General features: G+C 42.0%; 23 protein-coding genes. 14 read left to right on the forward strand and 9 right to left on the reverse strand.

The window, feature by feature from the left end; genetic code table 11:
- Position 1: 1 nt before the first annotated feature.
- From TY87_RS13985 to TY87_RS14000, 4 genes are all read left to right on the forward strand, one after another.
- Positions 2–835 (forward strand): CoA-transferase subunit beta, encoded by an 834-nt coding sequence (locus TY87_RS13985; protein ID WP_072838218.1) that lies wholly within the window; start codon positions 2–4, stop codon positions 833–835.
- Positions 832–2,043: a 3-oxoadipyl-CoA thiolase gene (pcaF, locus tag TY87_RS13990; RefSeq protein WP_100187538.1), complete on the forward strand. Its 1,212-nt coding sequence runs from the start codon at positions 832–834 to the stop codon at positions 2,041–2,043. The genes TY87_RS13985 and pcaF overlap by 4 nt, the downstream gene beginning before the upstream one ends.
- Complete coding sequence (locus TY87_RS13995) at positions 2,043–2,813, forward strand: alpha/beta fold hydrolase (RefSeq protein WP_100187539.1); 771 nt, start codon at positions 2,043–2,045, stop codon at positions 2,811–2,813. The genes pcaF and TY87_RS13995 overlap by 1 nt, the downstream gene beginning before the upstream one ends.
- A gap of 262 nt (positions 2,814–3,075) precedes the next feature.
- Positions 3,076–4,038 carry an AraC family transcriptional regulator gene (locus tag TY87_RS14000; RefSeq protein WP_072838221.1) on the forward strand — a complete coding sequence of 321 codons (963 nt, stop codon included), beginning with the start codon at positions 3,076–3,078 and terminating at the stop codon, positions 4,036–4,038.
- Between the two features lie 54 nt (positions 4,039–4,092).
- Here the strand turns inward: TY87_RS14000 and TY87_RS14005 are convergent, their stop codons facing one another.
- From TY87_RS14005 to TY87_RS14030, 6 genes are all read right to left on the reverse strand, one after another.
- Entirely contained in the window at positions 4,093–4,902 is an 810-nt protein-coding gene (locus tag TY87_RS14005) for an IclR family transcriptional regulator (protein WP_100187540.1), read from the reverse strand.
- Positions 4,903–5,097: 195 nt separating this feature from the next.
- A complete protein-coding gene (locus TY87_RS14010) occupies positions 5,098–5,808 on the reverse strand; it encodes an ABC transporter ATP-binding protein (RefSeq protein WP_100187541.1) in 711 nt (236 codons plus the stop codon).
- A complete protein-coding gene (locus TY87_RS14015; protein ID WP_100187542.1) occupies positions 5,808–6,569 on the reverse strand; it encodes an ABC transporter ATP-binding protein in 762 nt (253 codons plus the stop codon). Before TY87_RS14015 ends, TY87_RS14010 begins: the two co-directional genes overlap by 1 nt.
- Positions 6,559–7,527, reverse strand: coding sequence for a branched-chain amino acid ABC transporter permease (locus TY87_RS14020; RefSeq protein ID WP_100187543.1), 969 nt, complete (start codon positions 7,525–7,527; stop codon positions 6,559–6,561). Before TY87_RS14020 ends, TY87_RS14015 begins: the two co-directional genes overlap by 11 nt.
- Before the next feature lie 15 nt (positions 7,528–7,542).
- A complete protein-coding gene (locus TY87_RS14025; RefSeq protein WP_072838226.1) occupies positions 7,543–8,406 on the reverse strand; it encodes a branched-chain amino acid ABC transporter permease in 864 nt (287 codons plus the stop codon).
- A gap of 90 nt (positions 8,407–8,496) precedes the next feature.
- On the reverse strand, positions 8,497–9,672 hold the full coding sequence (locus tag TY87_RS14030) for an ABC transporter substrate-binding protein (protein ID WP_100187544.1): 1,176 nt from the start codon (positions 9,670–9,672) through the stop codon (positions 8,497–8,499).
- A gap of 218 nt (positions 9,673–9,890) precedes the next feature.
- Between TY87_RS14030 and TY87_RS14035 the strand changes: the two genes are divergently transcribed.
- The 10 genes from TY87_RS14035 to TY87_RS14080 all read left to right on the forward strand — a co-directional run bounded on the left by TY87_RS14035 (position 9,891) and on the right by TY87_RS14080 (position 21,167).
- Complete coding sequence (locus TY87_RS14035; protein ID WP_100187545.1) at positions 9,891–11,432, forward strand: methyl-accepting chemotaxis protein; 1,542 nt, start codon at positions 9,891–9,893, stop codon at positions 11,430–11,432.
- Between the two features lie 158 nt (positions 11,433–11,590).
- Entirely contained in the window at positions 11,591–12,631 is a 1,041-nt protein-coding gene (locus TY87_RS14040) for a 2-keto-3-deoxygluconate permease (RefSeq protein ID WP_100187546.1), read from the forward strand.
- A 390-nt stretch (positions 12,632–13,021) separates the two neighbouring features.
- Complete coding sequence (gene benA / locus TY87_RS14045; RefSeq protein ID WP_100187547.1) at positions 13,022–14,368, forward strand: benzoate 1,2-dioxygenase large subunit; 1,347 nt, start codon at positions 13,022–13,024, stop codon at positions 14,366–14,368.
- A gap of 10 nt (positions 14,369–14,378) precedes the next feature.
- Positions 14,379–14,873, forward strand: a complete 495-nt coding sequence (benB, locus tag TY87_RS14050) for a benzoate 1,2-dioxygenase small subunit (RefSeq protein ID WP_100187548.1) — start codon at positions 14,379–14,381, stop codon at positions 14,871–14,873.
- 102 nt (positions 14,874–14,975) lie between these two features.
- Positions 14,976–15,992, forward strand: coding sequence for a benzoate 1,2-dioxygenase electron transfer component BenC (gene benC, locus TY87_RS14055; protein WP_100187549.1), 1,017 nt, complete (start codon positions 14,976–14,978; stop codon positions 15,990–15,992).
- A gap of 11 nt (positions 15,993–16,003) precedes the next feature.
- A complete protein-coding gene (locus TY87_RS14060; protein ID WP_100187550.1) occupies positions 16,004–16,789 on the forward strand; it encodes a 1,6-dihydroxycyclohexa-2,4-diene-1-carboxylate dehydrogenase in 786 nt (261 codons plus the stop codon).
- 85 nt (positions 16,790–16,874) lie between these two features.
- A complete protein-coding gene (locus tag TY87_RS14065; RefSeq protein ID WP_100187551.1) occupies positions 16,875–17,267 on the forward strand; it encodes a RidA family protein in 393 nt (130 codons plus the stop codon).
- A gap of 43 nt (positions 17,268–17,310) precedes the next feature.
- Positions 17,311–18,486: a benzoate/H(+) symporter BenE family transporter gene (locus TY87_RS14070; protein WP_100187552.1), complete on the forward strand. Its 1,176-nt coding sequence runs from the start codon at positions 17,311–17,313 to the stop codon at positions 18,484–18,486.
- Between the two features lie 17 nt (positions 18,487–18,503).
- The gene (locus TY87_RS14075; RefSeq protein WP_100187553.1) at positions 18,504–19,973 is read left to right on the forward strand and encodes a benzaldehyde dehydrogenase; all 1,470 of its coding nucleotides are present in this window, start codon (positions 18,504–18,506) and stop codon (positions 19,971–19,973) included.
- 63 nt (positions 19,974–20,036) lie between these two features.
- Entirely contained in the window at positions 20,037–21,167 is a 1,131-nt protein-coding gene (locus tag TY87_RS14080) for an NAD(P)-dependent alcohol dehydrogenase (protein ID WP_072838236.1), read from the forward strand.
- 126 nt (positions 21,168–21,293) lie between these two features.
- Here the strand turns inward: TY87_RS14080 and TY87_RS14085 are convergent, their stop codons facing one another.
- From TY87_RS14085 to TY87_RS14095, 3 genes are all read right to left on the reverse strand, one after another.
- The gene (locus TY87_RS14085; protein ID WP_232617144.1) at positions 21,294–22,235 is read right to left on the reverse strand and encodes a lipid A deacylase LpxR family protein; all 942 of its coding nucleotides are present in this window, start codon (positions 22,233–22,235) and stop codon (positions 21,294–21,296) included.
- Positions 22,236–22,593: 358 nt separating this feature from the next.
- Positions 22,594–23,967 carry a short-chain fatty acid transporter gene (locus tag TY87_RS14090; RefSeq protein WP_100187555.1) on the reverse strand — a complete coding sequence of 458 codons (1,374 nt, stop codon included), beginning with the start codon at positions 23,965–23,967 and terminating at the stop codon, positions 22,594–22,596.
- Positions 23,968–24,096: 129 nt separating this feature from the next.
- On the reverse strand, positions 24,097–25,272 hold the full coding sequence (locus TY87_RS14095) for an acetyl-CoA C-acetyltransferase (protein ID WP_100187556.1): 1,176 nt from the start codon (positions 25,270–25,272) through the stop codon (positions 24,097–24,099).
- Between the last annotated feature and the right edge of the window lie 2 nt (positions 25,273–25,274).

A 25,274-nucleotide genomic window follows, 5' to 3' on the forward strand; every position in this document is an offset into this window, starting at 1 on the left:
TATGACAACACATAACGATACGACTCAATATACTTCTGCTGAAATGATGACCATCACAGCAGCACGCGCCTTGACTAATAATATGACCTGCTTTGTGGGGATTGGTTTACCTAGCGAAGCCGCTAACGTAGCGCGTCTGACTCATGCTCCTGATGTTACCTTGATCTACGAATCCGGCACCTTGCAAACCAAACCTGAAGTGTTGCCTTTGTCCATTGGCGATGGTGAACTGTGCGAATCCGCTCTCACCACCGTATCTGTACCTGAAATGTTCCGTTATTGGCTACAAGGTGGCCACATCGATGTTGGCTTTTTAGGGACAGCACAGATCGACCGTTTTGCGAATTTGAATACCACGGTTATTGCAGCTAATCATCCTGAAGGCGGAAAAAACGGCGCTCACAGTTATGCAAATCCAAGAGTCCGTTTACCGGGTGGTGGCGGTGCGCCGGAAATTTCTACTAACGCCAAAGAAGTTTTTATTACGGTTAAGCACTCAAAACGTACTTTTGTAAAAGACGTGGACTTCATCACCACTATTGGTTTTGGCCGTGATGGCAAAGGCAGAGATAATTTACCAAATATCGGTCGTGGCCCAAGCGTGGTTATTACGGATTTATGTATTTTAAAACCTGACCCAGCGACCAAAGAGCTGATTGTCACCAGCTTGCATCCTGGCACAACAAAAGAAGACGTCATTGAAGCGACTGGCTGGGAAATTAAATTTGCCGACTCTCTTGAGACCACCCCAGTACCAAGTGAAAAAGAACTGCACGTATTACGCGAATTAAAAGCACGAACTGAAAAAGCACACAGTGCTCAGGAGGCAATATGAGCACTGTTTACATCTGTCACCCTAGACGCTCAGCCGTTGGCCGTTATGCAGGCTCCCTTGCGGCCGTTCGCCCAGACGACATGTTAGCTCAAGTCATTCAAGCGGTGCTAAGTGATGCACCAGATCTTGATCCAGCGGCCATTGACGATGCTATTTTTGGTTGTGCCAATCAATCAGGTGAAGACAATCGTAACGTGGCGCGCATGGCTACGCTACTTTCTGGCATGCCCTATAGCGTGTCTGCCACAACGATGAACCGTTTATGCGGATCAGGTATGGATGCGGTCGGTACCGCATTTCGAGCCATTCAAGCCGGTGAAGCTGAATTAATATTAGCTGGCGGCGTTGAATCCATGTCTCGTGCTCCATTCGTTATGGGCAAACCAAGCGCAGCGTTTGATAGACAGCAAACATTAGAAGACACCACTATGGGCTGGCGTTTTATTAATCCAGTCTTAAAGTCATTGTATGGCACTGAATCCATGCCAGAAACGGCGGAAAACATTGCTGAGCGCTACAAAATAACGCGCCAACAACAAGATTTATTCGCTTTGCGTTCTCAACAAAAAGCCAAAGCGGCACAAGATGAAGGCCGCTTTGCTGAAGAGATAACCCCTATTACAATTAAGCCAAAACGTGGCAATCCAATTATCGTCGATCAAGACGAGCATTTACGCCCTGATACCACTTTGGAAGATTTAGCAAAACTGAGAGCACCGTTTAGAGACAATGGCTCAGTAACGGCGGGCAATGCATCCGGTATAAACGACGGTGCCGCTGCAATGTTGATTGCCAGTAAAGCAGCGGTCGAAAGCCACAAGCTTGAACCTTTAGCGAAAATTATTGGTATGGCAACCGCTGGTGTGGAACCAACAGTGATGGGCATGGGACCCGTTCCCGCAGTGCAAAAATTGCTAAAACGTACCGGCCTTACTCTCGCCGACATGGATGTGATCGAATTAAATGAAGCCTTTGCGGTACAAGGGTTAGCCTGTATACAAGAATTGGGGCTTTCACCAGAAGATGAACGCATTAACCCAAATGGCGGCGCGATTGCCCTTGGACATCCATTAGGTATGTCAGGCGCTCGTCTATTACAATCCGCCGCTATGCAGTTAAAACGCACAGGCGGACGCTACGCTATTTGCACCATGTGTATTGGCGTCGGACAAGGCATTGCCATGCTAATCGAACGGAGCGACATTTAATGAAGAACCTATTTTTTACACTTGAAGGCGATAGCAGCAAACCCGCTATCGTGCTTGGTCATCCTTTGGGAATGAACAGCCGAGTTTGGGATGGTATTGTTCCAGACTTATTGAAACAGTTTCGCGTCATTCGCTGGGATCTTCCTGGACACGGACTAAGTGCTGCCCTTGATTCAAATTCTTCACCATTAACAGCGAATGCTTTGGTTGATCCATTAATTGAAAAATGCGATGAACTTGGTATTAAGCAGTTTCACTATGTGGGGACATCCATTGGCGGCATGATTGGTCAACAATTAGTAACTCAATATCCTGAGCGTTTATTGAGTGCGACCTTAACCAATACTGGGGCAAAAATTGGCAGCAAAGATGCGTGGCTAACCCGCCAACAGGACGTTATGGCTCTGGGTTTGAAGAGTATAGCGGCAACCTTAGTACTACGTTGGTTTAGTGAGCACAGCGTGCAAACTAAACCTGCTTTGGCAAGCTACTGGCAAGAACAGCTCGCCCACGTCGATGACTTCAGCTACGGCGCACTCTGTGCTTGGCTTGGTAATATGGATCTCACCGATACATTGGGGCCAAGTTCACTACCGATACAATTAATCTGTGGTGAAAAAGACGTCGCAACGACGCCAGAACTGATGGGAACTCTCGCTTCGTTGCTACAAGTCGACAAGCTAGAAGTTATCAATCAGATTGGTCATGTTCCATCGGTGGAATCACCAGATCAACTCACCAGTCTACTTAAAAACTTTATCTCTCAGTGAGCGGTTCTCAGTAACCGGCTCTGTGTGATCCATGCTTCGACTTAAGGGCGTTAAGATAACGCTCTTAAGTTAATAAATGATCATTACTATAAGCTTTTACGGCTGCTGTGCACGCCAATAAAGTGTTAAAAATAGACTCAAAATGCTCATTTATAACTCGTTAAGAAACTAAAAACATTGACTAAAAATTAGGCGTTGCTAGCTCTACAAAGTTCACCTAATATAAACAAACTAATAATAATTACAAAAATGGTCGTCAACTATGTTTACTAATGCCCTAAGCAATGCCGTTATTTTTAATCAGGCTCATCCGCTAGAAGTATCAGATTACATAAACAGCCACATTGGACATCATACTTTGCTGTCTGAGTCTGTTAAGGATTCAGACGAATTCTGCTCCCAGCTAAAACATCGAGATTTTGCCGAATTAGGATTATCTTCAATCCATTATGGTAACGAAGTTAAAATTCACTGTGCTGATTTAAATGACATTTACCACTTTCAAGTCGTCACTCATGGTCAATGTTGCTGGCAATTTGAAGAAGAGTCTTTATTGCTAAAGCCAGGCCAAGCTTTGATGATGAACCCACACGAAAAAATGGATATTTCCTATTCTGCAGATTGTGAAAAAATCATTGTCAAAGTTCCACAAGCCTTTATTAGAGATTTGTGTCTGGAGCAAAACAGGGTTATTTCAAGCTCTGGAATTTTATTTGAAAGGAAGGTTATTGAATTAGATAAGTCTTTGGGATTTCTTAGCTTGATGGGAGCTATTTTGCACGAAGCAAATGACGCTGAACTCGATTTATTGCAAATGCAATTACCTTATCGCGACCTACTTATTCGCAAGCTATTTCAACAATTCGACAATAATACCCCTGCCCTCTTAGACTCAGACTTGAACGATCGCAATTTCAATGCATTACTCAAACATATTGAAGAAAATATCAAAGAGGATATTGATGTAGAAGAGTTAGCAAATGTGGCCCATATCAGTATCAGAAAAGTCTACAACCTATTCGCCAAGCACTACCACATCACTCCAAAAGTCTTCATCAAGCAATCTAAGCTTAAACACTTAAGAAAAGAAATTATCATGAATAGTGACATACGTAACGTCACTGAAATTGCGCTGGATTATGGTTTTTCCCACCTTGGACGCTTTTCGTCTGATTACCGAAAAATGTTCGCAGAGTTGCCTTCGGAAACACTAAAGCGTCGATAAATAAAATCCGTGGATAAGGAAGGGATTTCCTATTCCATGGTCAAAAAACAAGACTTAAAAAGAAGCCGCACCACATATTTCTTCAGTCACTTTATTCGCGTACTCTTTGACCAATCTTGGGTATAAGCTATTTACTTTAGTGCAACAGTCATTAGCCATTCCCATTAGGCTGATAACAGAAGATACATTGCCATTGATGTCATAAATACCACTACCAATTACATTGATATCCGGTAGGAAATCGCCAGAAAATGTACAAAGATTACTTTCTTTGATTGCATCTAAATGCTCATTAAAGGCTTCTTGATTCAGCGGCTTTCCCTGAAAGCGAGGTTTTGCAGGTAAATCTGAATAAAAGTCTTCTACCAGTTTTAATCGTCTCGCCAAAGGCAGATTGGCTAAAAAAATACGTCCAGAAACAGAAAAAAACGGCGAGAGTTCAGTGCCTAATCTCACATTCACTGCAATTTGCTGACTCGCATCTAACCACTTAATAACCAAGGGCGCGTGACCATTCCAAATAGTCACAGACACTGTTTTATCTGTTTCTTCAGATAAACGCTCCACGGCTTCCAACGCTTGCTTGATTGGATCTATTTTTTTAATTGATGCTATGCCTAAGGTCAAACTGGCCTTTCCCAAAGCATATTGACTGCCATTTATTTGAGTGATGTATTCCATTCTTAATAGACTAACAAGATACTTATGCAAGCGGCTTGGTGAGTGAGACAGCTGATCGGATAAGCTTTTTAAAGTCGGAGGCTTAGGAGATTGAGCAATAATATTTAGAATTCTTAAACCAATTTCCAAAGAACCAATTCCTTGACGCGTACTATCTTGTTTCATTTCCGTTGTCTCAGACATCCGATATACACCTATAAAAACATAAAAGCAGTACTGTCATGACAAAGAAGCGTGTAAACGCCTGGCTCTAAGAGCCAGAATTCCGTTAATTAGATTGCCGTTAATAGAACAAACTACAGCGCGTTCCTTGTCATGCGTAACTTAAACACATCAGTATAGTCATATTGCCTGACTGACAGAAGACGGATAAAGCCATTACACGCCTAAATAACCTTCAACTTGGGCTAAGTTAGATTGTAGTTGCTCTGCGTCAAGGTTCATTACGACTTTCCCCTTCACAAGTACCACATGACGATCACAAAGCTTTTGTAAAACTTGAATGTTCTTGTCGACAATAATGGTCGATATACCGCTTTCTTTTATCGTGCGGATCACTTCCCAAATTTCTTTGCGAATGAGTGGCGCAAGCCCTTCTGTTGCTTCATCTAAAATCAACAATTCTGGGTTGGTCACTAGAGCTCGGCCTATCGCTAACATTTGCTGCTCACCACCAGATAATTGTGTGCCTAAATTTGAAAGTCGTTCTTTTAGACGTGGAAACGTATCAAGTACGCGATCATAGTCCCAAGTTTTTTCGCCTTGGTTATTCGCGCGAGCTGCCACCTGCAAGTGCTCTTTAACCGTTAAGTTATGAAACATTCCTCGACCTTCTGGGACATAAGCAATGTCTCGTTTCATCCGCTGCCAAGTGGCTAAATTGGTAATGTTCTCACCCTTAAACGAAACCGTGCCACTTCTAGGTGTCACTAGCCCCAAAATAGACTTCAAGGTGGTGGTTTTTCCCATGCCATTTCGCCCCATCAAACTAAGGGCTTGGCCTGAATCTAACGAAAAGCTAACGCCGTGTAACACATGACTTTCACCATACAAACTATGAAGACTTTTTACTTCTAATAGATTACTCATCAATACACCTCATCACCTTGCCCAAGATAGGCTTCTTTTACACGCGGATCATCTCTTACTTCATCCACACTTCCTGTCACCAAATGCTGCCCGTCAACCATCACAGTCAATTGATCCGATAACTCAAAAATGGCATCCATATCGTGCTCAACTAAAACAATGCAATACTCTTTTTTTAGACGACTAAGTAAATCGATAATTAACTGTGACTCTTCATGCCCCATACCAGCCATCGGTTCATCAAGCAATAAAACCTCTGGCGAAGTTGCTAATACCATGGCGATCTCAAGCTGCCTTTGCTCACCATAGCTTATCTGTGAGGCGATATGATCGCGTCGCTGTCCAAGCCCTACTTTTTCCAAAGCTTGCGTGGCAATCTCGTCGAGCATTTTCTGGGAATATCGTGAACGAAAGAAATTAAAGCTGCCGCCCATCAAGCGCTGTACAGCCACGCAACAATTTTCCAGACACGTCGAATTGCTATAAATATTGGTTTTTTGAAAGCTTCGTCCAATGCCACGACGAGCAAATTCATAAGGCTTTATAGAGCTAATCGATTCGCCTCGATGAAGGATCTTGCCACTTGTCGGTTTATAATGACCACATAGCATATTCAATAGCGTGCTTTTTCCTGCGCCATTTGGGCCCACGATACCGTGTAGCTGGTTATCATGAAATGCTAAAGACAGATCATCTAAAGCCTTCAATCCCCCCCAGTATTTACATAAACCTTCTGTTTCTAGAATGACATTATTTTCCATCACGTTTCTCCAAAAGATCTTCTAAGAAGCCAGCAATCCCCTTCTTAAATACCATCACCATCAAAATAATCAGCCCTCCCATAAAGAGCAGCCAATGTTCGGTTAAATGCTCTAATGAATAATGCAAACCTTCATATACCAACGTTCCTAAAATCGCCCCATAGATACTGCCCATTCCACCTAAAATCGACATAACAAGTGCGGTACCCGAGGTTGTCCAAGACAACATTGAAGGGTTTACAAAGCCGTACTGTAATGTAAATAAATACCCAGCGTAGGCACCCAACGCTGACGCAACAACATAACTCACTAAACGGTAGATAAAAATGTTGTAACCTAGCGCCACAGTGCGCCCAGGATTCGCATGAATCGCATCCACAAGACGACCAAATCGAGAACGAATTAGAACTTTAAAAAAGAGCAAAGTATTAAACAAAGAAAGCAAACAGAGGTAATAAAAGTGTGTTGGATTATCCAGATCAAATAAGCTTAATCCAAATATGCTGGTCTCAGGCTTAACATAAACAAAGACGCCATCAGTACCACCAAAATCAATGGAGTCAGAAAAGTAATAAAAAGTCATTTGCGCAAACGCGAGGGTAATCATAATCATATAAATGCCATTGGTGCGTAACACTAAAAAACCAATAACAAAGGCGACCGTGGCAGAAATCGCACAAATATAAAAAGTATATATCCAAAAATTAACCGCTTCGTACTCAGGCGCTATCATCACAAAAATATAGCCACCTAAGCCATAAAACATAGCGTGACCCAATGTAATCAATCCACACTTGCCAACAAGATAATCTAGTGACATGACAAATATTGATAAAATCATGATGGTCGTTAGCTTATTAACGTAATACTCATTTTGCTCAAGAAACATCGGCATTAACAAAGCTAAAGGAAAAAATATCCATACAAACAGCCGCTCGGCCCGTTTATTTAACAACATAACCACACCTCCAAATTAAGAAGAAAACAAACCTTGAGGCTTTAATAAAAGAATGAAGGCCATGAAAATATAAATCATCATGCTAGAAAGCTCGGGGACTAAAACTGATGCAAACGTATCCACCAGCCCTACCATCAGTGCACCAATGAATGCGCCTTTAATCGATCCCATTCCGCCAATAACTACCACCACAAAACAGGTGATCAAGATATGCTCACCCATACCAGGAACAATAGAGCTAATCGGTGCCGCCACCACCCCCGCAACAGCAGACAACATCACCCCAATCGCAAAGACAATGGTATAAAGTCGGCTAATATCTATTCCTAAACATTCGACCATTTCGCGATTAGATTCACCTGCGCGAATTAACATCCCTAAGCGTGTTTTACTGATTACGTAATACATAACACCCGCAACCACGACACAGAACACAGCGACGAAAATGCGATAAACCGGATACTCAATAATTCCAGCAAGAGGAATAGAGGCAGACAATGCTTGCGGCACATCTACGCCTAACGGATCATTGCCCCACAACAGACCCTGCAGCGCGTTAAAGACAAAAATCATGCCTATGGTGAGTAAAACCTGATCAAGATGATTACGGCGATATAACTGACGAATAAGTGTCCGTTCGACTAGAAAGCCGATTAATAAAGCAATAACGGCTGAAATCACCGCACTAAAAGCAAAGCTGCCCGTTTGCTGAACAAAATACCAAGCAAGATAGGCTCCCACCATAAACATAGAGCCATGAGCCAAATTCAAAATACCCATGACTCCAAACACTAATGTGAGACCAGAAGCAATCAAAAAGAGTAACAGCCCATACTGAAGACCATTGATCAGCTGCACGATAAAAAGTGTGCTATCCATTAGAAAACCTACGACGTTAAGAAGAAAAAATTCGCTTCTTTAGATAACTATCAAAATGCAATCTAAAGAAGCGCAAACAACCAGAGAAACTTACATTGAACAACCGCGGGCCGGATCTTCAAGAGCAGAGGCTGCTAGTTTCACTACTTGGTTTTCACCATTTTCAACACGACGAAGATAAATATTTTGAATTGGATTGTGGGCTTTAGAGAAAGTGAAATCACCGCGAGGGCTTTTCACCTTAGTGTTTTCTAGGGCGTGGATCAGCGCTTTCTGATCACTGATATCACCATTAAGTGCTTTTACTGCACTGGCAATCATCAGACCTGTATCGTAACCCTGCACAGCGTATAAGTCAGACGGCTTACCGAACTTGTCGGCATAACCACGTCGGAATGTTTGATTTTCTTCATTTTTAAGAGGATCTGCATAATGAAGCGTAGTAAGTATGCCTTCAGCTGAATCACCTTGAGCCTCAAGCGTTCCCTCCGTTAAGAAACCAGCACCAAGCAACGGAATTTTTCCTTTCAACCCCATCGCATCATAGTCTTTAACAAACTTCACCGCTCCGCCACCTGCGAAAAACACAAAGACAGCATCTGGTTGAATAGACCCGATTTCAGATAAATAGGATTGGAATTCAGTTTTAGGAAAAGGGACCAGCATTTTTTTAACTATCTCGCCCCCACCTGACGTAAAGGACTCTTCAAATGCATCAAGACTTTCTTGGCCAAAACCGTAGTTCCAACTTAAAGTAACAACTTTTTTGAAGCCTTGCTCTAAAGCGACTTTGCCCATCGGATAAGAAGGCTGCCAAGCGGAAAAAGAAGTACGGAAAATATTAGGCGCACACAATGGTCCTGTTGCTGCATTTACCCCAGCATTCGGAATAATCATAATCGTATCTTTATCTTTCAATACTTTGATCATCCCCATCGCAACGCCTGAATGCACCGGACCAATAATAAAATCGGCATGAGATTTATTTAACAAGGAATTCGCTATTTCAGGAGCTCGGGAAGGTTTTGCCTCCGTATCCATTTCAATGAATTCAACTTTACGCCCCTGCAGATCCGCAGCGTGTTCTTGTAAAGCCATTTTCAGTCCATTTCTAGTAGCTTCACCTAAACCACCGTAGACACCACTAAAGGGCAACATGACGCCCACTTTAATAGGATCCTGCTCGGCAGCAACCAGAGTGGTGCTGAGACTTACCAGTGACATTCCCAATAAAGCAGTATTCAGAATCTTATTTTTATTTTTCATTCTAGGCCTCTACATAGCATTTATTAATAAACGTTATCGATTAAAGAGAAGGCCAAGCAATAACAATAGCCAATAGATGCAGAACTATGTCCAAAAAATGCAACTAGACAAAAGTTCACATTTATTAAATTTGGAAATTTATATTACAAAGTATTGCGATTTGATTAACGACTGAGCTAAGGTGAAAAAAAATAAAAACGACCTTATCGAGAATATCTATGACTAAAATTAACGTCCTTACTCCTGTACTTTGTGTTGTGCTTTGCTTCTTTTTGGGTATCAATTTGGCCACAAATGAAGCGTCATCTTTGCTGATGCAAATAACATTTGGATTAGCCATCATTTTAATTTTTTTATCTATTTACCCATTAAAATCAAACATTCAATCACGATCTCGAAATCCACCGGACGACTTAAGAGCAATGACTACAGCCTTATCCAATGGCGATTTCACAGTAAAAATAGATAAAAAAAAGCTCACCGATGACAGCATTTCAGCGTCGATCAGTACATTCTCTGAACGTCTAAAAAATACCTTAGTGTATCTCTCCGAAGGAACGGTCAATGTGTCTATATCCGCACAGTTACTGCAAAAGAACTCAGAAAATCTAGTTCACAATATTGATACTGTGGGCGACCAATTAACTACCTCAGCGGCCGCAAGTGAGGAACTGTCGGCCACCGCTTTAGATGTCGCACAAATCTGTAATATTGCTACCCAAAATGCAACGCAGGCCATGAAAGTGGCAGGTGAAGGACAAGAAACTATTCAGAAAAACCTCATGTCTATTAATAAAATTTCCGACATCGTTAACCTCTGTGCAGCCACCATGAATAAGCTTGGTAAACGCAATGATGAGATTAATCAGATCGTAGAATTAATCAAAGGCATTGCTTCACAGACCAATTTATTAGCACTTAACGCGGCTATAGAGGCAGCAAGAGCTGGCGAACATGGACGGGGCTTTGCTGTTGTCTCTGACGAAGTTCGTAAGCTCGCCACAGAAACAGCGAATGCGACAGAACAAATAAGCCAAACAGTTGGCGCAATGCAATCTGAACTACAAAATGCATTAACAAACATGTCCGCAAGTGAACAAGCTACTCAGCAAGCAAAACAGGAAGCGACTTTTTCAGAGCAAGCGTTAAAAAACATTGTTGAACAAATAGAGCGAGTAGCAAAAGAGGTACAAAACATTAATCATACAACGACTGAACAAAAAAATACCGCCGTCGGGCTTTCTGAAACTTTGCAGCACATTGTGTCAGCAATGGACGAAAGTCGTAAAGATGTACATTCAAACCTCAGTGCGGTTACCAAGCTTTCTAATTTCTCTAAACTTGCCAAAGCGACTATTGGCGAATTCCGCCTTTTTCATCCAGAAGATGCTGAAAACTTACTTAACAAAGCCTATGAGCACATAGAAAAACACGGGGAAGAAAAAGCCTTCTGTGATTTTGCGGATCCTAATGGCGGCTTCATTTATGGTGAACTATTTATCGTTGCTATTACCTTTAGTGGTGAAGTATTAGCGTACGGAGCAAACCCAGAGTTAGTAGGTAAAAACCTTTATAATGCCAAAGATGCTGACGGACAATTAATGGTACAAGACATGATAAAGGTTGCAAAATCAGAAGCGAAGTCATACCAGTTTCGATTTGTAAATCCACAGACAGACCAAGTTGCTAGTAAACTTCTCTATATTAAAAAGTTAAGAAATAATGCCTTTATGGGCTGTGGTGTCTATTTAAATCATTAAAATTTTATCACCCCCTAAAAAACCTTAAATTAAAAAATCAAAATTGTACGGAGATACTTTATAGGTATAAAAACAAACTTTTATAGTATTAGATAAAAAAAACATAAAAACCTTATGATTAAATACTCAAAAAAACAAAAAACAAAAAAGAGAACAATATGGAAAATCATACATTTTTAGACAAGCTACTTCTTAAGGTTTTAAAAATACCAGGGGCATTGATGATCGTACCTCTATTTCTTGGGGTAATGGTTAATACTTTAGCCCCTGACATATTAAATATTGGCAGTTTCACTACAGCCCTTTTTAAGAATGGGCTAGCTGTTTTGATTGGTCTTTTTTTCTTAGCCGTGGGCTCTCAAATTAGCTTTAAATCAGCACTACCATCTGTAGAAAAAGGTTTTGTCCTATTAATCTCAAAATTTGGTATTGCAGTTGTTTTTGGTCTATCTGTTGCTTTCTTCACTCCAGAAGGCATGCTGTTTGGGCTATTGCCCTTAGCTATTATTGCAGCAATGTCCAATTCAAATGGTTCACTATTTGTGGCACTTACAAGTCAATTTGGCAATAAAACTGACAAAGGGGCAATTTCTATACTTTCGATTAATGATGGGCCTTTTCTTACTATGGTTGCTCTTGGTGTAGCTGGTCTTGCTGCATTTCCGCTTCTAGCTCTTTTTTCTGCAGTTTTTCCGATGATCTTTGGGTTTATTCTTGGAAATAGTAGCACTATCGCCAAGAAATTTTTAGAACCGGGGGAGAAGCTAATTATCCCTTTTGCTGCTTTTACAATTGGGGCTGGAATCAATTTAGAGGTATTACTAGGGCAAGGATCTATTGGGATTTTATTAGGAATTGCTGCAGCAGTAATTTCTGGAGGAGCAGCTATTGCTGCTCTATATATCTGGCACGTGATACGTAGACACCCTAAACAATGCAGGAATTTAGTTTCCGCTGCTTCTGAGGCGAGTGTCGCCGGTAATGCTATCGCCACACCTGCTATAGTTGCTTCTTTAGATCCGAATTATTTAACTATCCAAGGAGCTGCAACGTCCCAAATCGCTGCAGCTGTAGTTACTACTGCTTTTATTCTACCCTTCTTTGTTGCTTGGCTAGCAACTTGGCAAAAGCAGCGTGGGATTACGCCGGAAAATGAAGAGGCATTCTACGAAGAAGCGCAAACAAGAAAAGCACCTTAACAACAAAACAACTTTGCTAATGATCATTATTAAATAAAAATCGAACCTAAGTTATCATGCAAATTTTTATTGGAAATCACTCCAATATTAATAGGTATAATGTGAATCAGCCTCTGAGAATAATCAGAGGTCGATCCATAAAAACAATTATCTATGTATTTTCCCCTACAAATAACACCCCATAAAGAACACGTTTACGGTAACTTAAAGCCGTACTGTGGTTACTAAAAATAGGTTCTCTCTTCTTTACCTTAGCAAACAAAGTAAAAGGCTTTGCACTCCTTAATTAAAAGCACCTTTTTTGCAGATAAAGGATAAAGAAAAACACAAGCTGGATAGTGACTAATAGTCTCAAAGCCTAATCTGTTTATAAATCAGGAGGGCATTACAATGCATAACGAACTCATTACAAAAATAAAAAGTATGATGGAAGTCGATACGGACAAAGGTCTTTATCGAGCTCGTCGAGATATGTTTACCGATCCAGAACTGTTTGACCTTGAAATGAAACACATTTTTGAAGGCAACTGGATCTATCTGGCCCATGAAAGCCAAATCCCTAATAAGAATGATTTTTTCACCGGTTATATGGGCCGCCAACCCATTTTTATTACTCGCAACAAAGACGACGAACTAAATTGTTTTATTAATGCTTGTAGCCACAGAGGCGCAATGCTTTGCCGTACGAAAAAAGGTAACAAGTCAGTGATGACCTGCCCTTTCCATGGCTGGAGCTTTAACAACTCAGGCAAGCTTATTAAGGTGAAAGACGCCACAGACGCTGGCTATCCTTCTTCCTTTAACTGTGATGGCTCTCATAATCTTAAGAAAGTTGCTCGTTTTGAATCCTATCGAGGCTTCTTATTTGGCAGTATCAATCCTGATGTTAAACCACTTACAGAACATCTAGGCGAAGCGGCAAAAATAATAGATATGATTGTCGACCAATCACCACAAGGTTTAGAGGTGTTAAGAGGCTCTTCCACTTATGTTTATGATGGCAACTGGAAAGTTCAAGCCGAGAATGGTGCAGATGGTTATCATGTATCTTCCGTGCATTGGAACTATGTCGCTACGACTGCGCGCCGCAAATTAGGTGCTGTTTCCGATGAAACCAAAGCCATGGACGCGAGCACTTGGAACAAACAACAAGGCGGCTTCTATGCTTTTGAACATGGTCATATTTTATTATGGATGCGCTGGCCTAACCCAGAAGATCGGCCATTAGCAGAACGTCGCGCTGAGCTAGAAAAAGACTTTGGTGTAGAGCGTGCCGACTGGATGATCTCTAACCTACGTAATTTATGCTTATACCCTAATGTCTTTTTGATGGATCAATTCAGCTCTCAAATTCGTGTCTTCCGTCCTATCTCCGTCAACAAAACCGAAGTGACTATCTATTGCATTGCACCTAAAGGTGAAAGTGATGTAGCTCGTGCTCAACGTATTCGCCAATACGAAGATTTCTTTAACGCTTCAGGCATGGCAACACCAGACGATTTAGAAGAGTTTCGTTCTTGCCAAGAAGGCTTTCTTGGTACTGATCTTCCTTGGAATGATCTTTCTCGTGGCGCTGAACACTGGGTGCAAGGCCCAGATGAAGCCGCTCAAAAGATACATTTAACCCCTCTTTTAAGTGGTAGGAAATCTGAAGATGAGGGTCTATTCAAAGTCCAGCATCAATATTGGGTAGACGCGATGACAAACGCCCTTCAAAAAGATAAAGAGCAGCAATAAGGAGCACACCATGACAATTCAATATGATGAAGTACGTAATTTTTTGTACGCCGAAGCTCGCTGTCTTGATGACAAAAAATGGGATGACTGGCTGACCTATTATCACCCTGATGTGGATTATTGGATGCCAAGTTGGGATGACGATGGTGAGCTTGTTACCGACCCGCACAGAGAAGTTTCTCTAATGTACTACGCCCACAAAGGTGGTCTAGAAGATCGTGTTTTTCGGATCAAAACCGAACGTTCCAGTGCATCAAGCCTACCTGAAGCCAGAACCAGTCACATGATCAGCAATATTGAGATCATGCAAAACTCAGAAGAAAGTACAGCGGTTCGCTACAACTGGAGCACAAACAGCTACAGATACAAAACAGTAGACACTTACTTTGGTACCACTTTTGTCACCTTAGTCAAAAATGCCGAAGGTCAAATACAAATCAAGCGTAAGAAAATCATCTTGGTAAATGATTATATCCACCACGTGATTGATGTTTACCACGTTTAATTATGTTGTGTACTTCAAGTTAATTTCAGCCAACTACATTTTTTCTTTTTAGATAAAAAAATAATAAAAAGCCGCCCCATAAAGGGGCTCAAGGTGATTTCTATGTATAAAATCGCACTGAATTTTGAAGACGGTGTCACCCGTTTTGTGCAAACACTTCAGGGAGAAACGGTTGCTGACGCAGCTTATCGCTCTGGCTTAAACATTCCGATGGATTGCCGCGATGGTGCTTGTGGTACCTGCAAATGCAAATCTGAGTCAGGTCAATTTGAAATGGAAGGCTATATAGAAGACGCCTTATCAGATGAAGAAGCAGAAGCAGGAATGGTATTAACTTGCTGCATGCGATTAGAATCCGATTGCGCTATTTCGGTTCCGGCCTCTTCCGAAGTTTGTGTCCGCAGCCAACAAGAAGATGTCAAAGGCACGATTTCCGATATTAACCGCCTATCGGATTCAACCCTCAGCTTTAGCATTGCGGGCGATCAAGTGAAGTCGATGAACTTCTTACCCGGCCAATATGTCAATGTCCATGTGCCAGGAACAGACCAAAAACGCGCCTATTCTTTTAGCTCTCTAGTTCAAGAAAGCAATGACTCTGCATCCTTTCTAATACGCGTAGTGCCAAACGGCCTCATGAGCACGTTTATGACAGAAACAGCAAAGGTAGGTGACAATATCACCTTGAGTGGTCCATTTGGCAGCTTCTATTTACGTGATATCAAACGCCCAATTTTAATGCTAGCTGGAGGCACCGGATTAGCTCCTTTTCTTGCCATGCTAGAAAGAATTAAAGCCATAGGAACTAACCAACCAGTTCATCTCATCTATGGCGTTACCCATGATGCAGATTTAGTAGAAATAGAAAAACTAGAAGCCCTGACTGCAACAATAGAACAGGTCACTTTTAGCGCGTGTGTCGCTTCAGAAGAAAGTAGCTGGCCAAAAAAAGGCTATGTGACTCAACATATTACGCCGTCTCATTTGAATGATGGCGATCTGGATATCTATCTATGTGGACCACCGCCTATGGTAGAAGCTGTGAGTCAATTCATGAAAGAAAAAAACATCACACCTGTTAATTTTTACTATGAAAAATTCGCCGCTAGCAGCCATTAAGGAAGAACAAAATGAGAGCACTACGTTTCGAAAATAAGGTGGCAGTTATTACAGGATCGGCACAAAGTATTGGTCGCCAAGTAGCGCTGCAAATGGCAAAGGAACATGCCACGTTAGTATTACTTGATCGATCAGAGCTAGTTTATGACGTAGCTGAAGAGGCTAAAGCTGCAGGCGCAAAAGATGTGTTAGTCATCATCGCTGATTTAGAGAAATTTACAGACAGTCACAACGCCATGGCCTCAGCTGTAGAGAAATTCGGCCGCATTGATATTTTGATCAACAATGTGGGTGGCACTATTTGGGCCAAACCGTTTGAGCACTATGAAGAAGCGCAAATTGAAGCAGAAATACGACGTTCACTCTTCCCTACTTTATGGTGTTGTCATGCAGTACTAGACACTATGCAAAAACAAAAATTTGGCAACATAGTCAATGTGTCTTCAATCGCTACTCGCAGTATAAACCGAGTTCCCTACGCTGCAGCTAAGGGAGGCGTTAATGCCATGACGGCCTCTTTAGCATTTGAAAATGCTAAATATGGTATTCGCGTTAACGCAGTGGCCCCAGGCGGTACAGACGTTGGTGAGCGAAAAATACCACGCAACCAAGAGGTTATGACAGAACAGGAAAAAGCTTGGTATCAAGAAATTGTCGACCAAACTATCGATTCATCTTTAATGCATCGTTATAGCTCAACCGAAGAGCAAGCCGATGTTATTTTATTCTTCGCGAGTGACGAATCGTCCTACCTCACAGGCACGCTTCTTCCCGTTGGCGGTGGTGATTTAGGTTAGTTCATCACAACCAGTCATATTTCTGCTGGCTGGTTGTGACTCATTGTAAATTTATCCCTAACACAAACTTTGTAAGGTAATAAAAATGACAACTCGTAAAGCTATTCTACCTAAAGGCATGGAATTCGTTCGTGATGAAATCGGCTATGCTCCAGGCGTCTTAGTCGGTAGTACTCTTTATATTGCGGGTCAAATCGGACGCAATTCAGAGCGACAACTCGTTGAAGACAAACGCCAACAATTCATTCAATGCTTTGAAAATATGAAAGCAGTATTAAACACAGCAAAAATGAGTTTTAACGATGTTGTCGAAGTCACCAGCTACCACACTGACATGAGGGATCTTCCGCTCTATATGGAAGTTCGTAATCTTTATTTTGGTGATTGTCTACCTGCTTGGACAGCTATTGGGGCGGCATCTCTGTGCGGTATTCCTGGGTATTTCCTAGAAGTTAAGGCCATAGCTGTAAAAGGGTAACCGAAACAATAGGCTTTAGAAGTCCTGTGAAGGAGACGATAGGATGCTAAAAGATTTACACCTTTCAACTATCACTGCTGGATTGGTTGCTGTGCTTGTATCTTACTCAGGTCCACTGGCGATTTTTTTCCAAGCAGCTAACAGCGCTAATATTTCACCAGAGATGATGACATCATGGGTTTTCGCCATATCGATTGGCGCTGCGATCAGTGGTATTGCCCTTAGCATCTATTTTCGAGTACCGATTATTACTGCTTGGTCTGCACCGGGTACCGCTTTACTTGTGACGCTGTTTCCAAACCTTAGTTTAAATGAAGCTATTGGAGCGTATATAACGGCTGCCATTATTATCTTTTTCATTGGCATAAGTGGATGGTTTGACAAAGTCATCCATTGGATTCCGAAGAGCGTCGCAGCTGCTATGATGGCGGGAATTCTATTCAACTTTGGCATTTCTGCCTTTCAGTCGTTCAACAGTATTCCAATTTTGACGGTTTCGATGCTCATTGGTTTTGTTGTTTTTAAAGCCATCAGTAAAACCTATTATCTAATGTTATTAGTTGCCCTAGGTAGCCTTTTATCTATTACGGTTTTACATGCCGATTTCAGCCATTTTACATGGCAATTGGCATCACCTATTTGGATATCACCACAATGGAGCTGGTCATCAACTTTAAGCCTAGCACTTCCCCTCGTTATTGTTAGTCTTACAGGTCAGTTCTTACCGGGTTTTACTATTTTAAAAACATTTAATTATCAAGTGCCTACTCGCCCAGTTATCAGTGTACTTGGGCTAGTCTCCATCCCTATCGCTTTTTTTGGAGGTATAACCACTGTTATAGCTGCGATTACTGCGCCTATTTGCACCAGTCCAGATGCCCATCCAGATCCAAATAAACGCTATATAGCAGGTATTTTTAATGGGGTATTTTATTTAATTGGTGGTATTTTCGCAGGTAGCATTGTTCTATTTTTCACCACTTTCCCTGCACAAATGATTGCTATTATCGCAGGGTTGGCTCTTCTCGGGGCCATATTTAATAGCCTTACTCTTGCTTTAGAGGATAAGTCTAATATTGATGCAGCTGCTATTACGTTTATGACAACTGCCTCTGGTATTCAGCTATTCGGTATAGGATCAGCCTTTTGGGGCGTGGTACTAGGTACGGGAGCCTATGGGCTACTAATAGGTCTAAGGAAGTTCAAAAAAAATCAATAAAAACAATGAGGTAAACTATGACAACCACTACAGAATTCTTACCCGCTCCGTTATGGAATGAAGCACTTTTTACCGGTGAGTGGAGCCGCCCTGCAAAAGCATTAAGCTCAGTCGTTGAACCCGCCACAGGAAAATCTCTCGGCCAGATAGCCATGGCTGATGAAGTTTTAATCCAACAAGCCTGCCAAGAAGCTCGACAAGCGCAAAGAAAATGGGCAGACCTACATTATGATGAACGCGCGAGCATCTTGCGAAAAGCCATTAGTATCGCAGAGCAACATTCAGATGAAATCGTAGACTGGTTAATAAAAGAAAGCGGCTCAATAGGACCTAAAGCTCAAGCGGAACTGGGTTTTACCATCAAGTCTCTAATTGAAAGTGCTGGTCTACCATCTCAAAGCCACGGGCAAGTTCTCCCATCTAGCGCTGGCCGACTTAGTATTGCAAGAAGAAAGCCCCTAGGCGTAGTTGGTGTTATCTCTCCCTTTAATTTCCCACTGTATTTGGCTATGCGTGCTGTCGCTCCAGCCATTGCCTTGGGTAATAGTGTCGTATTAAAGCCTGATCCTCGCACTGCTATTTCAGGTGGATTTGTGATTGCACGTATTTTTGAATTAGCAGGTTTACCTAAAGGAGTTCTATCTGTTCTTCCTGGTGATGGCGCTGCAGGTGCCGCATTAGTAGCTGATCCTAATGTAGCAATGATTCAATTTACCGGTTCAACTCCCGCCGGTCGTAAAGTTGGCGAAGCAGCTGGCAAACACCTTAAAAAAGTCTCATTGGAACTAGGTGGTAAAAACTCACTCATTATTCTTGATGATGCTGACTTAGATATTGCATTAGCCAATGCCACATGGGGGGTTTATTTACACCAAGGACAAATTTGCATGTCTACCGGTCGAGTCTTGGTACAGCGCAAAATTTACGACAAGTTCAAAGCTATGATGATTGAAAAAGCGAAAAACCTACCTGCAGGAAATCCTGCCACGGAGCAAGTTGCATTGGGTCCATTAATCAATGAACAGCAACGAGACCATGCCGCGAATCTTGTTAAAGCAGCCGTCAAAGCAGGAGCAACATTGGAAGTCGGAGGAAACTACAATGGTTTATTTTTTGAGGCCACGGTCCTTAGCGATGTAAAACAAGATAACCCTGCTTTTATTGAAGAAGTGTTTGGGCCTGTGGCAATTTTAGTCCCTTTCGATACAGACGCAGAAGCAATAGAACTGGCTAATGATACCGAATTTGGCTTGTCTGCAGCCATTATTTCGCGAGATGTTGGCAGAGCATTAGCACTAGGTGAGCGTTTACAAACAGGGCTATTACACATAAATGATCAAACAGTAAACGATGAAATTATTAACCCATTTGGTGGTGTTGGCGCATCTGGTAATGGAACCAGTATTGGTGGTCCTGCGAACTGGGAAGAATTTACGCAATGGCAATGGCTAACGTTAAAAGGCGAAGCGCCACAATATCCCCTTTAATGAGTAACAATTAGAGTCATCAACAACCATTAGAATTATCAATAATAAAAAAGGAAGCTTAATATGACTGATACACAATTCACTCAAATAACCGCCGCCGTCACTCGCTCAAAAGGTGCGCCTTTTACTATAGAAAAAGCGCAAATCAGAGCACCTAAGGCAGATGAAGTACTTGTTAAAATCGTTGCTACGGGCATGTGTCATACGGACATGATTGTACGCGATCAGTATTACCCAGTACCTTTACCTGCAATTCTTGGTCATGAAGGATCAGGTGTTGTAGAAGCAGTAGGACCTTTAGTAAAAAACATCGCTGTTGGAGATCACGTTGTTTTGACTTACGGCTATTGTTCGCAATGTAATTCCTGTCATACAGGTCATGAATCTTATTGCCAAGAGTTCTACCCAAGAAACTTCGGTGGTGGCGACATGGAAGGAAAATCGGCTATTCAAGATGCCAAAGGCGAACCATTACATGATCACTTCTTCGCCCAATCCTCTTTTTCTACCTACGCATTAAGCCTTGAAAGCAATACCATAAAGGTCTCAAAAAAAGCACCTCTTGAGTTACTTGGGCCACTGGGTTGCGGTATTCAAACGGGTGCAGGAGCGGTAATTAATTCGCTAAAAGTCAGCCCCGGTAGCAGTTTCGTCACTTTTGGAGCTGGTGCTGTTGGTTTGTCGGCAGTACTCGCCGCTCAAGTTGCTGGCGCAACGACCATCATCGCAGTAGATGTCGTTCCTTCTAGATTAGAGCTTGCGAAAGAACTTGGAGCGACTCATGTCATCAACAGTAAAGAAGAAAATGCTGTCGAACGAGTAAAAGAAATCACAGGAAATGGTGCCAAATTTGCGCTTGAGTCTACCGGCATACCAGCTGTACTACGTCAAGGCATCGACGCCCTTGGGTCTCTGGGTACAATAGGCGTTGTTGGTGCACCTGCATTAGGAACAGACGCCAGCTTTGATGTGAATGACCTGCTGCTTAATGGTAAATCCATTCGTGGTGTTGTAGAAGGTGACTCCACAACAAAAATATTCATCCCGCAATTAGTGGAACTCTATCTACAAGGCCGATTTGCCTTCGATAAGCTAGTTAAATTTTATGCTTTTGAAGATATCAATCAGGCTGCAGAAGACAGCGAAAAAGGGATTACATTAAAACCCATTATTCGCATTTCTGACCACGTTTAATGGCAAATATCTAAAGGCCATAAAAAGTATCCTTGTGATTGGCAAGGATACTTTTATTATCTATCAATTCAAACAAGGACAACTAAGTTTTAGAGATAGCCTCTACAGCAATAAAATCAAACATAATTAAATTTGCCATGAAAACGTTAGTGTTCCATAACGCGTAAATTTATCCATTTCCCTGTCATTCTTATCACCATCAATACTAAATGGTGAATTAATAGCAAAAGCCAAAGCCATATCACCCCAAGAGTAAGTCAAGCCAGTGGTAAACGAATTACTGTTGTGGTTATAGTCTATAGATCGACTATTGCGGAAGGTATTACCATCGGTAAATATTTGATTAAATGTATAACCTACTTCAACTCCTGCAAAAACAAACCAACCTTCGTTAACAGCAATTGGGTTAGATGTTCTAGATTCCGCTAATAATACTGTGGCATAAGAATCATCAAGGTTCTGTCCATAACGCAACATAATCCCAGTATTTACTCCACTTCGTAAGGTACCAATACTCGCATTTGCACCAGACAAAACATCAGTTCTACCATTATCCGCTACCCATGCTCGCCAAGTTCGTCCTCTGGATAACTCAAACACAACCTCGTTTTTTAATTGTGTATCCCAGCCCCTTGGGGTTTTAGCACTAATGACTCGATGCACTGCTTTTTGTGTTTGCTCACCCATTGCAATAGGACCAACAACACCTAAAGTCGTGCTGACTCTATCTGCATAATTTGGAGTCACGGAAATATAAGTATTCGTAAAACTTAATAGAGCGGAATAAGGGAAAGTTCCTTCAGCAGGGACCTTTTCTTCAATATCATATGGCGTAGTTAACGTTTGACCTGCACTATAGATATTAACTGACGTTTTAACGTTTTCATTAGGCATACTCCACAATAATGGCTTAACCCAAAAAACAGGTTTCTGAATGGATTGAGCATCGTCACTAATCTCGAAGAATGAGACATATATACCATTGGTATAACCGTTGTCTTCATTGACAAAAAAGTCGTTATCTAGTGTTGCAGACATCCAGTTAACATCAGCATAAGCTGGCAGCATAAAAATCCAACAAAAGCCTATAAAACATTTCCGTAATCTTATAAGCCCTTTTTGATTATTAGAAACTGCACCGCACTGCCCGCCCATTACTCACCTGCTTTGTTAGTATAAAAAAGGTAAATTATAAAGAGATCTTGGTGCAAAAACTGCATTAGATTACATCTATAACAATTTAATCATAAAAGAACAATTGGTGAGGAAACCCTTATGAATACGATTCTTTTGTGCACTTTTACAAACCATCAAAAAATAGAGGTATGAAAGTACAAAAACCTCTGCCGGGCATTTCCAGACAGAGGTTTCTATATATAATGCCAAATAGGAAAAATGGCAGACGAACTTAGCTAAGTGATATCTCTTAAAAAATCAAAAAACCTAGTGAAATAATCACTCCAGAACCGATTAAGGCCATCAAGCAATAACCCATTACGTCTTTTGCACCAAGCCCAGCAATTGCTAACGCTGGCAATGCCCAGAATGGTTGAATCATGTTTGTCCATGCATCACCCCAAGCAATCGCCATAGCCGTTTTCGCGGCATCAACACCCAATGCAGCGCCCGCTGGCATCATGATTGGCGCTTGTACCGCCCACTGACCACCACCGGATGGAACAAAAAAGTTAACAATACCTGCACTCAAGAAAGTGAACAGCGGAAAAGTCGTTTCATTGGAGATAGACACAAACGCCTGAGAAATCACACCAGCTAATGATGCACCAGAATCACCCGTTGCTGTCATCATCCCCATGATCCCAGCATAGAATGGAAATTGCAGCAAAATACCAGAACAGTTACGCGCTCCTTGAGAAACCGAGCTCAACAAACTCTTTGGTGTTCCATGTAATAAAACAGCCGAAAACAAGAAGGTAAAGTTAACGACGTTTAAGTTAAGTGCAAAACCATTATTCACAAAGTAATAAATAATATAAGCAAAGCCCATTACACCTAGAAGCAATGACAAAACACGGCTATTTTCAAGACGTTCTGCCGGACTCATATCCGCTTTATTTGGGGTATCGACGACCTGCTCTTTTAATAATTCAGCGTCAATAGTAACCGTGTCTTGTGGTGCGGGATGCATCAAACGATTCAATAATGGAATCGTGATAAACATAACCGCCAAAATAGTTAGGTTCATCGTTGAGAAAATAGTCTCAGAAGTTGGAATAGGACCGGTCACCGCGCCATTGGTGACTTTCGAAATATTCGCCCCACCAGCAATAGACAATGGAATAGAGCCAGACAACCCGCCATGCCAAAACAAAAAACCGCTGTAAGCAGAAGCAATCAATAGACGGTAATCAACCCCCTTTACACGAGCAGCAATTTCTTTAGCAAAGATAGCACCTACTACTAAGCCAAAACCCCAGTTAACCCAGCATGCCATCGCACTGATAACGGTCACCAAGATAATCGCTTGCCCTGGTGTTTTCGCAACGCCTGCCAACATGGCTAGCTTGCGCTTAAACGCTGGCGCACTCGCCATGGCATGTCCTGTTACTACGACCATTGCCATCTGCATAGAGAAGCTAAGCAAGTTCCAAAACCCACCTGCCCACGCGTTTACCACTTGCATTGGCCCCTGCCCGGTACTAGGCATAACCAATAAAAACACGGCGAAAGTTAAAACGATGGCAAAAATGAAAGGATCAGGAAGGTAGCGCTGCAACAGAGTAACGAAGAATTGGCTTACTTTTTGTAAACCTGTTTGTTTTTGTTCGAGAGTATTCATCAGTTTTATCCTGTTTTTTATATTTTTTATTGGACGAAAAAAGCAAAAAACAGAAAGAGAGACTAACTAGGAGTCCCCTTTCTGCATCACTTATTACGTTTATTAATTAGATTTTTTGTGCCAATTTCCTTAGCGAGAAACCAACATAGCAACGCCCATTCCGCCACCAATACACAAGGTCGCCAATCCTTTTTTAAGATCTTGACGTTGCATTTCATGGAGCAATGTAACCAGAATTCGACAGCCCGAAGCACCAATCGGATGGCCCAAGGCCACCGCGCCACCGTTCACGTTCACCTTACTAGCATCCAAATCAAGCTCTTTGTTGACACACAAAGCTTGTACCGCAAAAGCTTCGTTGGCTTCAATTAGATCCAAGTCAGATACTTGCCAATTAGCTTTCTTCAACACTTTTTGAGTGGCGGCAATGGGGCCTGTTCCCATGATTTCAGGATCAACACCCGCGCCATTCGCGGCTTCAATAACAGCAAGAATCGGCAAACCTAAACGCTTAGCTTCTACATCAGATGTCACTATCACCATGGCAGCACCATCGTTCAAGGTAGACGCATTACCTGCGGTGACTGTGCCGTCTTTAGCAAACGCAGCACGCAGTTTGCCAAGAGATTCAGCGGTAGTATCAGGACGAATTTGTTCATCGGCATCGACAATAACAGGCTCGCCTTTACGCTGAGGAATGGAGATAGGCAGAATCTCTTCAACAAATCGACCCGCAGCCTGTGCTTGAGCAGCTTTTTGCTGGGAGTTTGCGGCGAAAGCGTCTTGCTCTTGGCGGCTAATATCCCAACGATTAGCAATATTTTCAGCCGTTTGTCCCATATGATAATCGTTAAACGCATCCCACAAACCATCGGTCACCATGGAATCCAACAGTTCCCAGTTGCCCATTTTTTTACCAGAGCGACTGTTTGGTAACACATGTGCCGCTTGACTCATGCTTTCTTGACCACCTGCAACGACCATGCTGGCATCACCGTTCAACACAGCTTGCGCCGCTAATTGCACAGCTTTTAAGCCAGAACCGCAGACTTTATTAATCGTCATAGCGGATACATGTTTTGGTAAGCCTGCATGAATAGCTGTTTGACGAGCAGGGTTTTGACCGCAGCCTGCAGCCAGTACTTGGCCTAAAATTACTTCTTCAATGTGATCTTTCAAAATAGGTTGTTTGGCTAACATGCCAGACAAGAGTTGAGTGCCTAATTGCACCGCACTCAACGAAGATAAAGCGCCATTAAAAGCACCAATAGGTGTTCTTGCAGCAGCAACGATAACGGCTTTCATAA

The sequence above is a fragment of the Marinomonas sp. BSi20584 genome, assembly GCF_002792415.1.
GTDB classification, from domain to species: Bacteria; Pseudomonadota; Gammaproteobacteria; order Pseudomonadales; family Marinomonadaceae; genus Marinomonas; species Marinomonas polaris.

Coding starts and splice junctions, on each gene's coding strand:
- TY87_RS13985 (WP_072838218.1), top strand. CDS start 2: ATGACAACACATAACGATACGACTCAATATACTTCTGCTGAAATGATG.
- pcaF (WP_100187538.1), top strand. CDS start 832: ATGAGCACTGTTTACATCTGTCACCCTAGACGCTCAGCCGTTGGCCGT.
- TY87_RS13995 (WP_100187539.1), top strand. CDS start 2,043: ATGAAGAACCTATTTTTTACACTTGAAGGCGATAGCAGCAAACCCGCT.
- TY87_RS14000 (WP_072838221.1), top strand. CDS start 3,076: ATGTTTACTAATGCCCTAAGCAATGCCGTTATTTTTAATCAGGCTCAT.
- TY87_RS14005 (WP_100187540.1), bottom strand. CDS start 4,902: ATGTCTGAGACAACGGAAATGAAACAAGATAGTACGCGTCAAGGAATT.
- TY87_RS14010 (WP_100187541.1), bottom strand. CDS start 5,808: ATGAGTAATCTATTAGAAGTAAAAAGTCTTCATAGTTTGTATGGTGAA.
- TY87_RS14015 (WP_100187542.1), bottom strand. CDS start 6,569: ATGGAAAATAATGTCATTCTAGAAACAGAAGGTTTATGTAAATACTGG.
- TY87_RS14020 (WP_100187543.1), bottom strand. CDS start 7,527: ATGTTGTTAAATAAACGGGCCGAGCGGCTGTTTGTATGGATATTTTTT.
- TY87_RS14025 (WP_072838226.1), bottom strand. CDS start 8,406: ATGGATAGCACACTTTTTATCGTGCAGCTGATCAATGGTCTTCAGTAT.
- TY87_RS14030 (WP_100187544.1), bottom strand. CDS start 9,672: ATGAAAAATAAAAATAAGATTCTGAATACTGCTTTATTGGGAATGTCA.
- TY87_RS14035 (WP_100187545.1), top strand. CDS start 9,891: ATGACTAAAATTAACGTCCTTACTCCTGTACTTTGTGTTGTGCTTTGC.
- TY87_RS14040 (WP_100187546.1), top strand. CDS start 11,591: ATGGAAAATCATACATTTTTAGACAAGCTACTTCTTAAGGTTTTAAAA.
- benA (WP_100187547.1), top strand. CDS start 13,022: ATGCATAACGAACTCATTACAAAAATAAAAAGTATGATGGAAGTCGAT.
- benB (WP_100187548.1), top strand. CDS start 14,379: ATGACAATTCAATATGATGAAGTACGTAATTTTTTGTACGCCGAAGCT.
- benC (WP_100187549.1), top strand. CDS start 14,976: ATGTATAAAATCGCACTGAATTTTGAAGACGGTGTCACCCGTTTTGTG.
- TY87_RS14060 (WP_100187550.1), top strand. CDS start 16,004: ATGAGAGCACTACGTTTCGAAAATAAGGTGGCAGTTATTACAGGATCG.
- TY87_RS14065 (WP_100187551.1), top strand. CDS start 16,875: ATGACAACTCGTAAAGCTATTCTACCTAAAGGCATGGAATTCGTTCGT.
- TY87_RS14070 (WP_100187552.1), top strand. CDS start 17,311: ATGCTAAAAGATTTACACCTTTCAACTATCACTGCTGGATTGGTTGCT.
- TY87_RS14075 (WP_100187553.1), top strand. CDS start 18,504: ATGACAACCACTACAGAATTCTTACCCGCTCCGTTATGGAATGAAGCA.
- TY87_RS14080 (WP_072838236.1), top strand. CDS start 20,037: ATGACTGATACACAATTCACTCAAATAACCGCCGCCGTCACTCGCTCA.
- TY87_RS14085 (WP_232617144.1), bottom strand. CDS start 22,235: ATGCTGCCAGCTTATGCTGATGTTAACTGGATGTCTGCAACACTAGAT.
- TY87_RS14090 (WP_100187555.1), bottom strand. CDS start 23,967: ATGAATACTCTCGAACAAAAACAAACAGGTTTACAAAAAGTAAGCCAA.
- TY87_RS14095 (WP_100187556.1), bottom strand. CDS start 25,272: ATGAAAGCCGTTATCGTTGCTGCTGCAAGAACACCTATTGGTGCTTTT.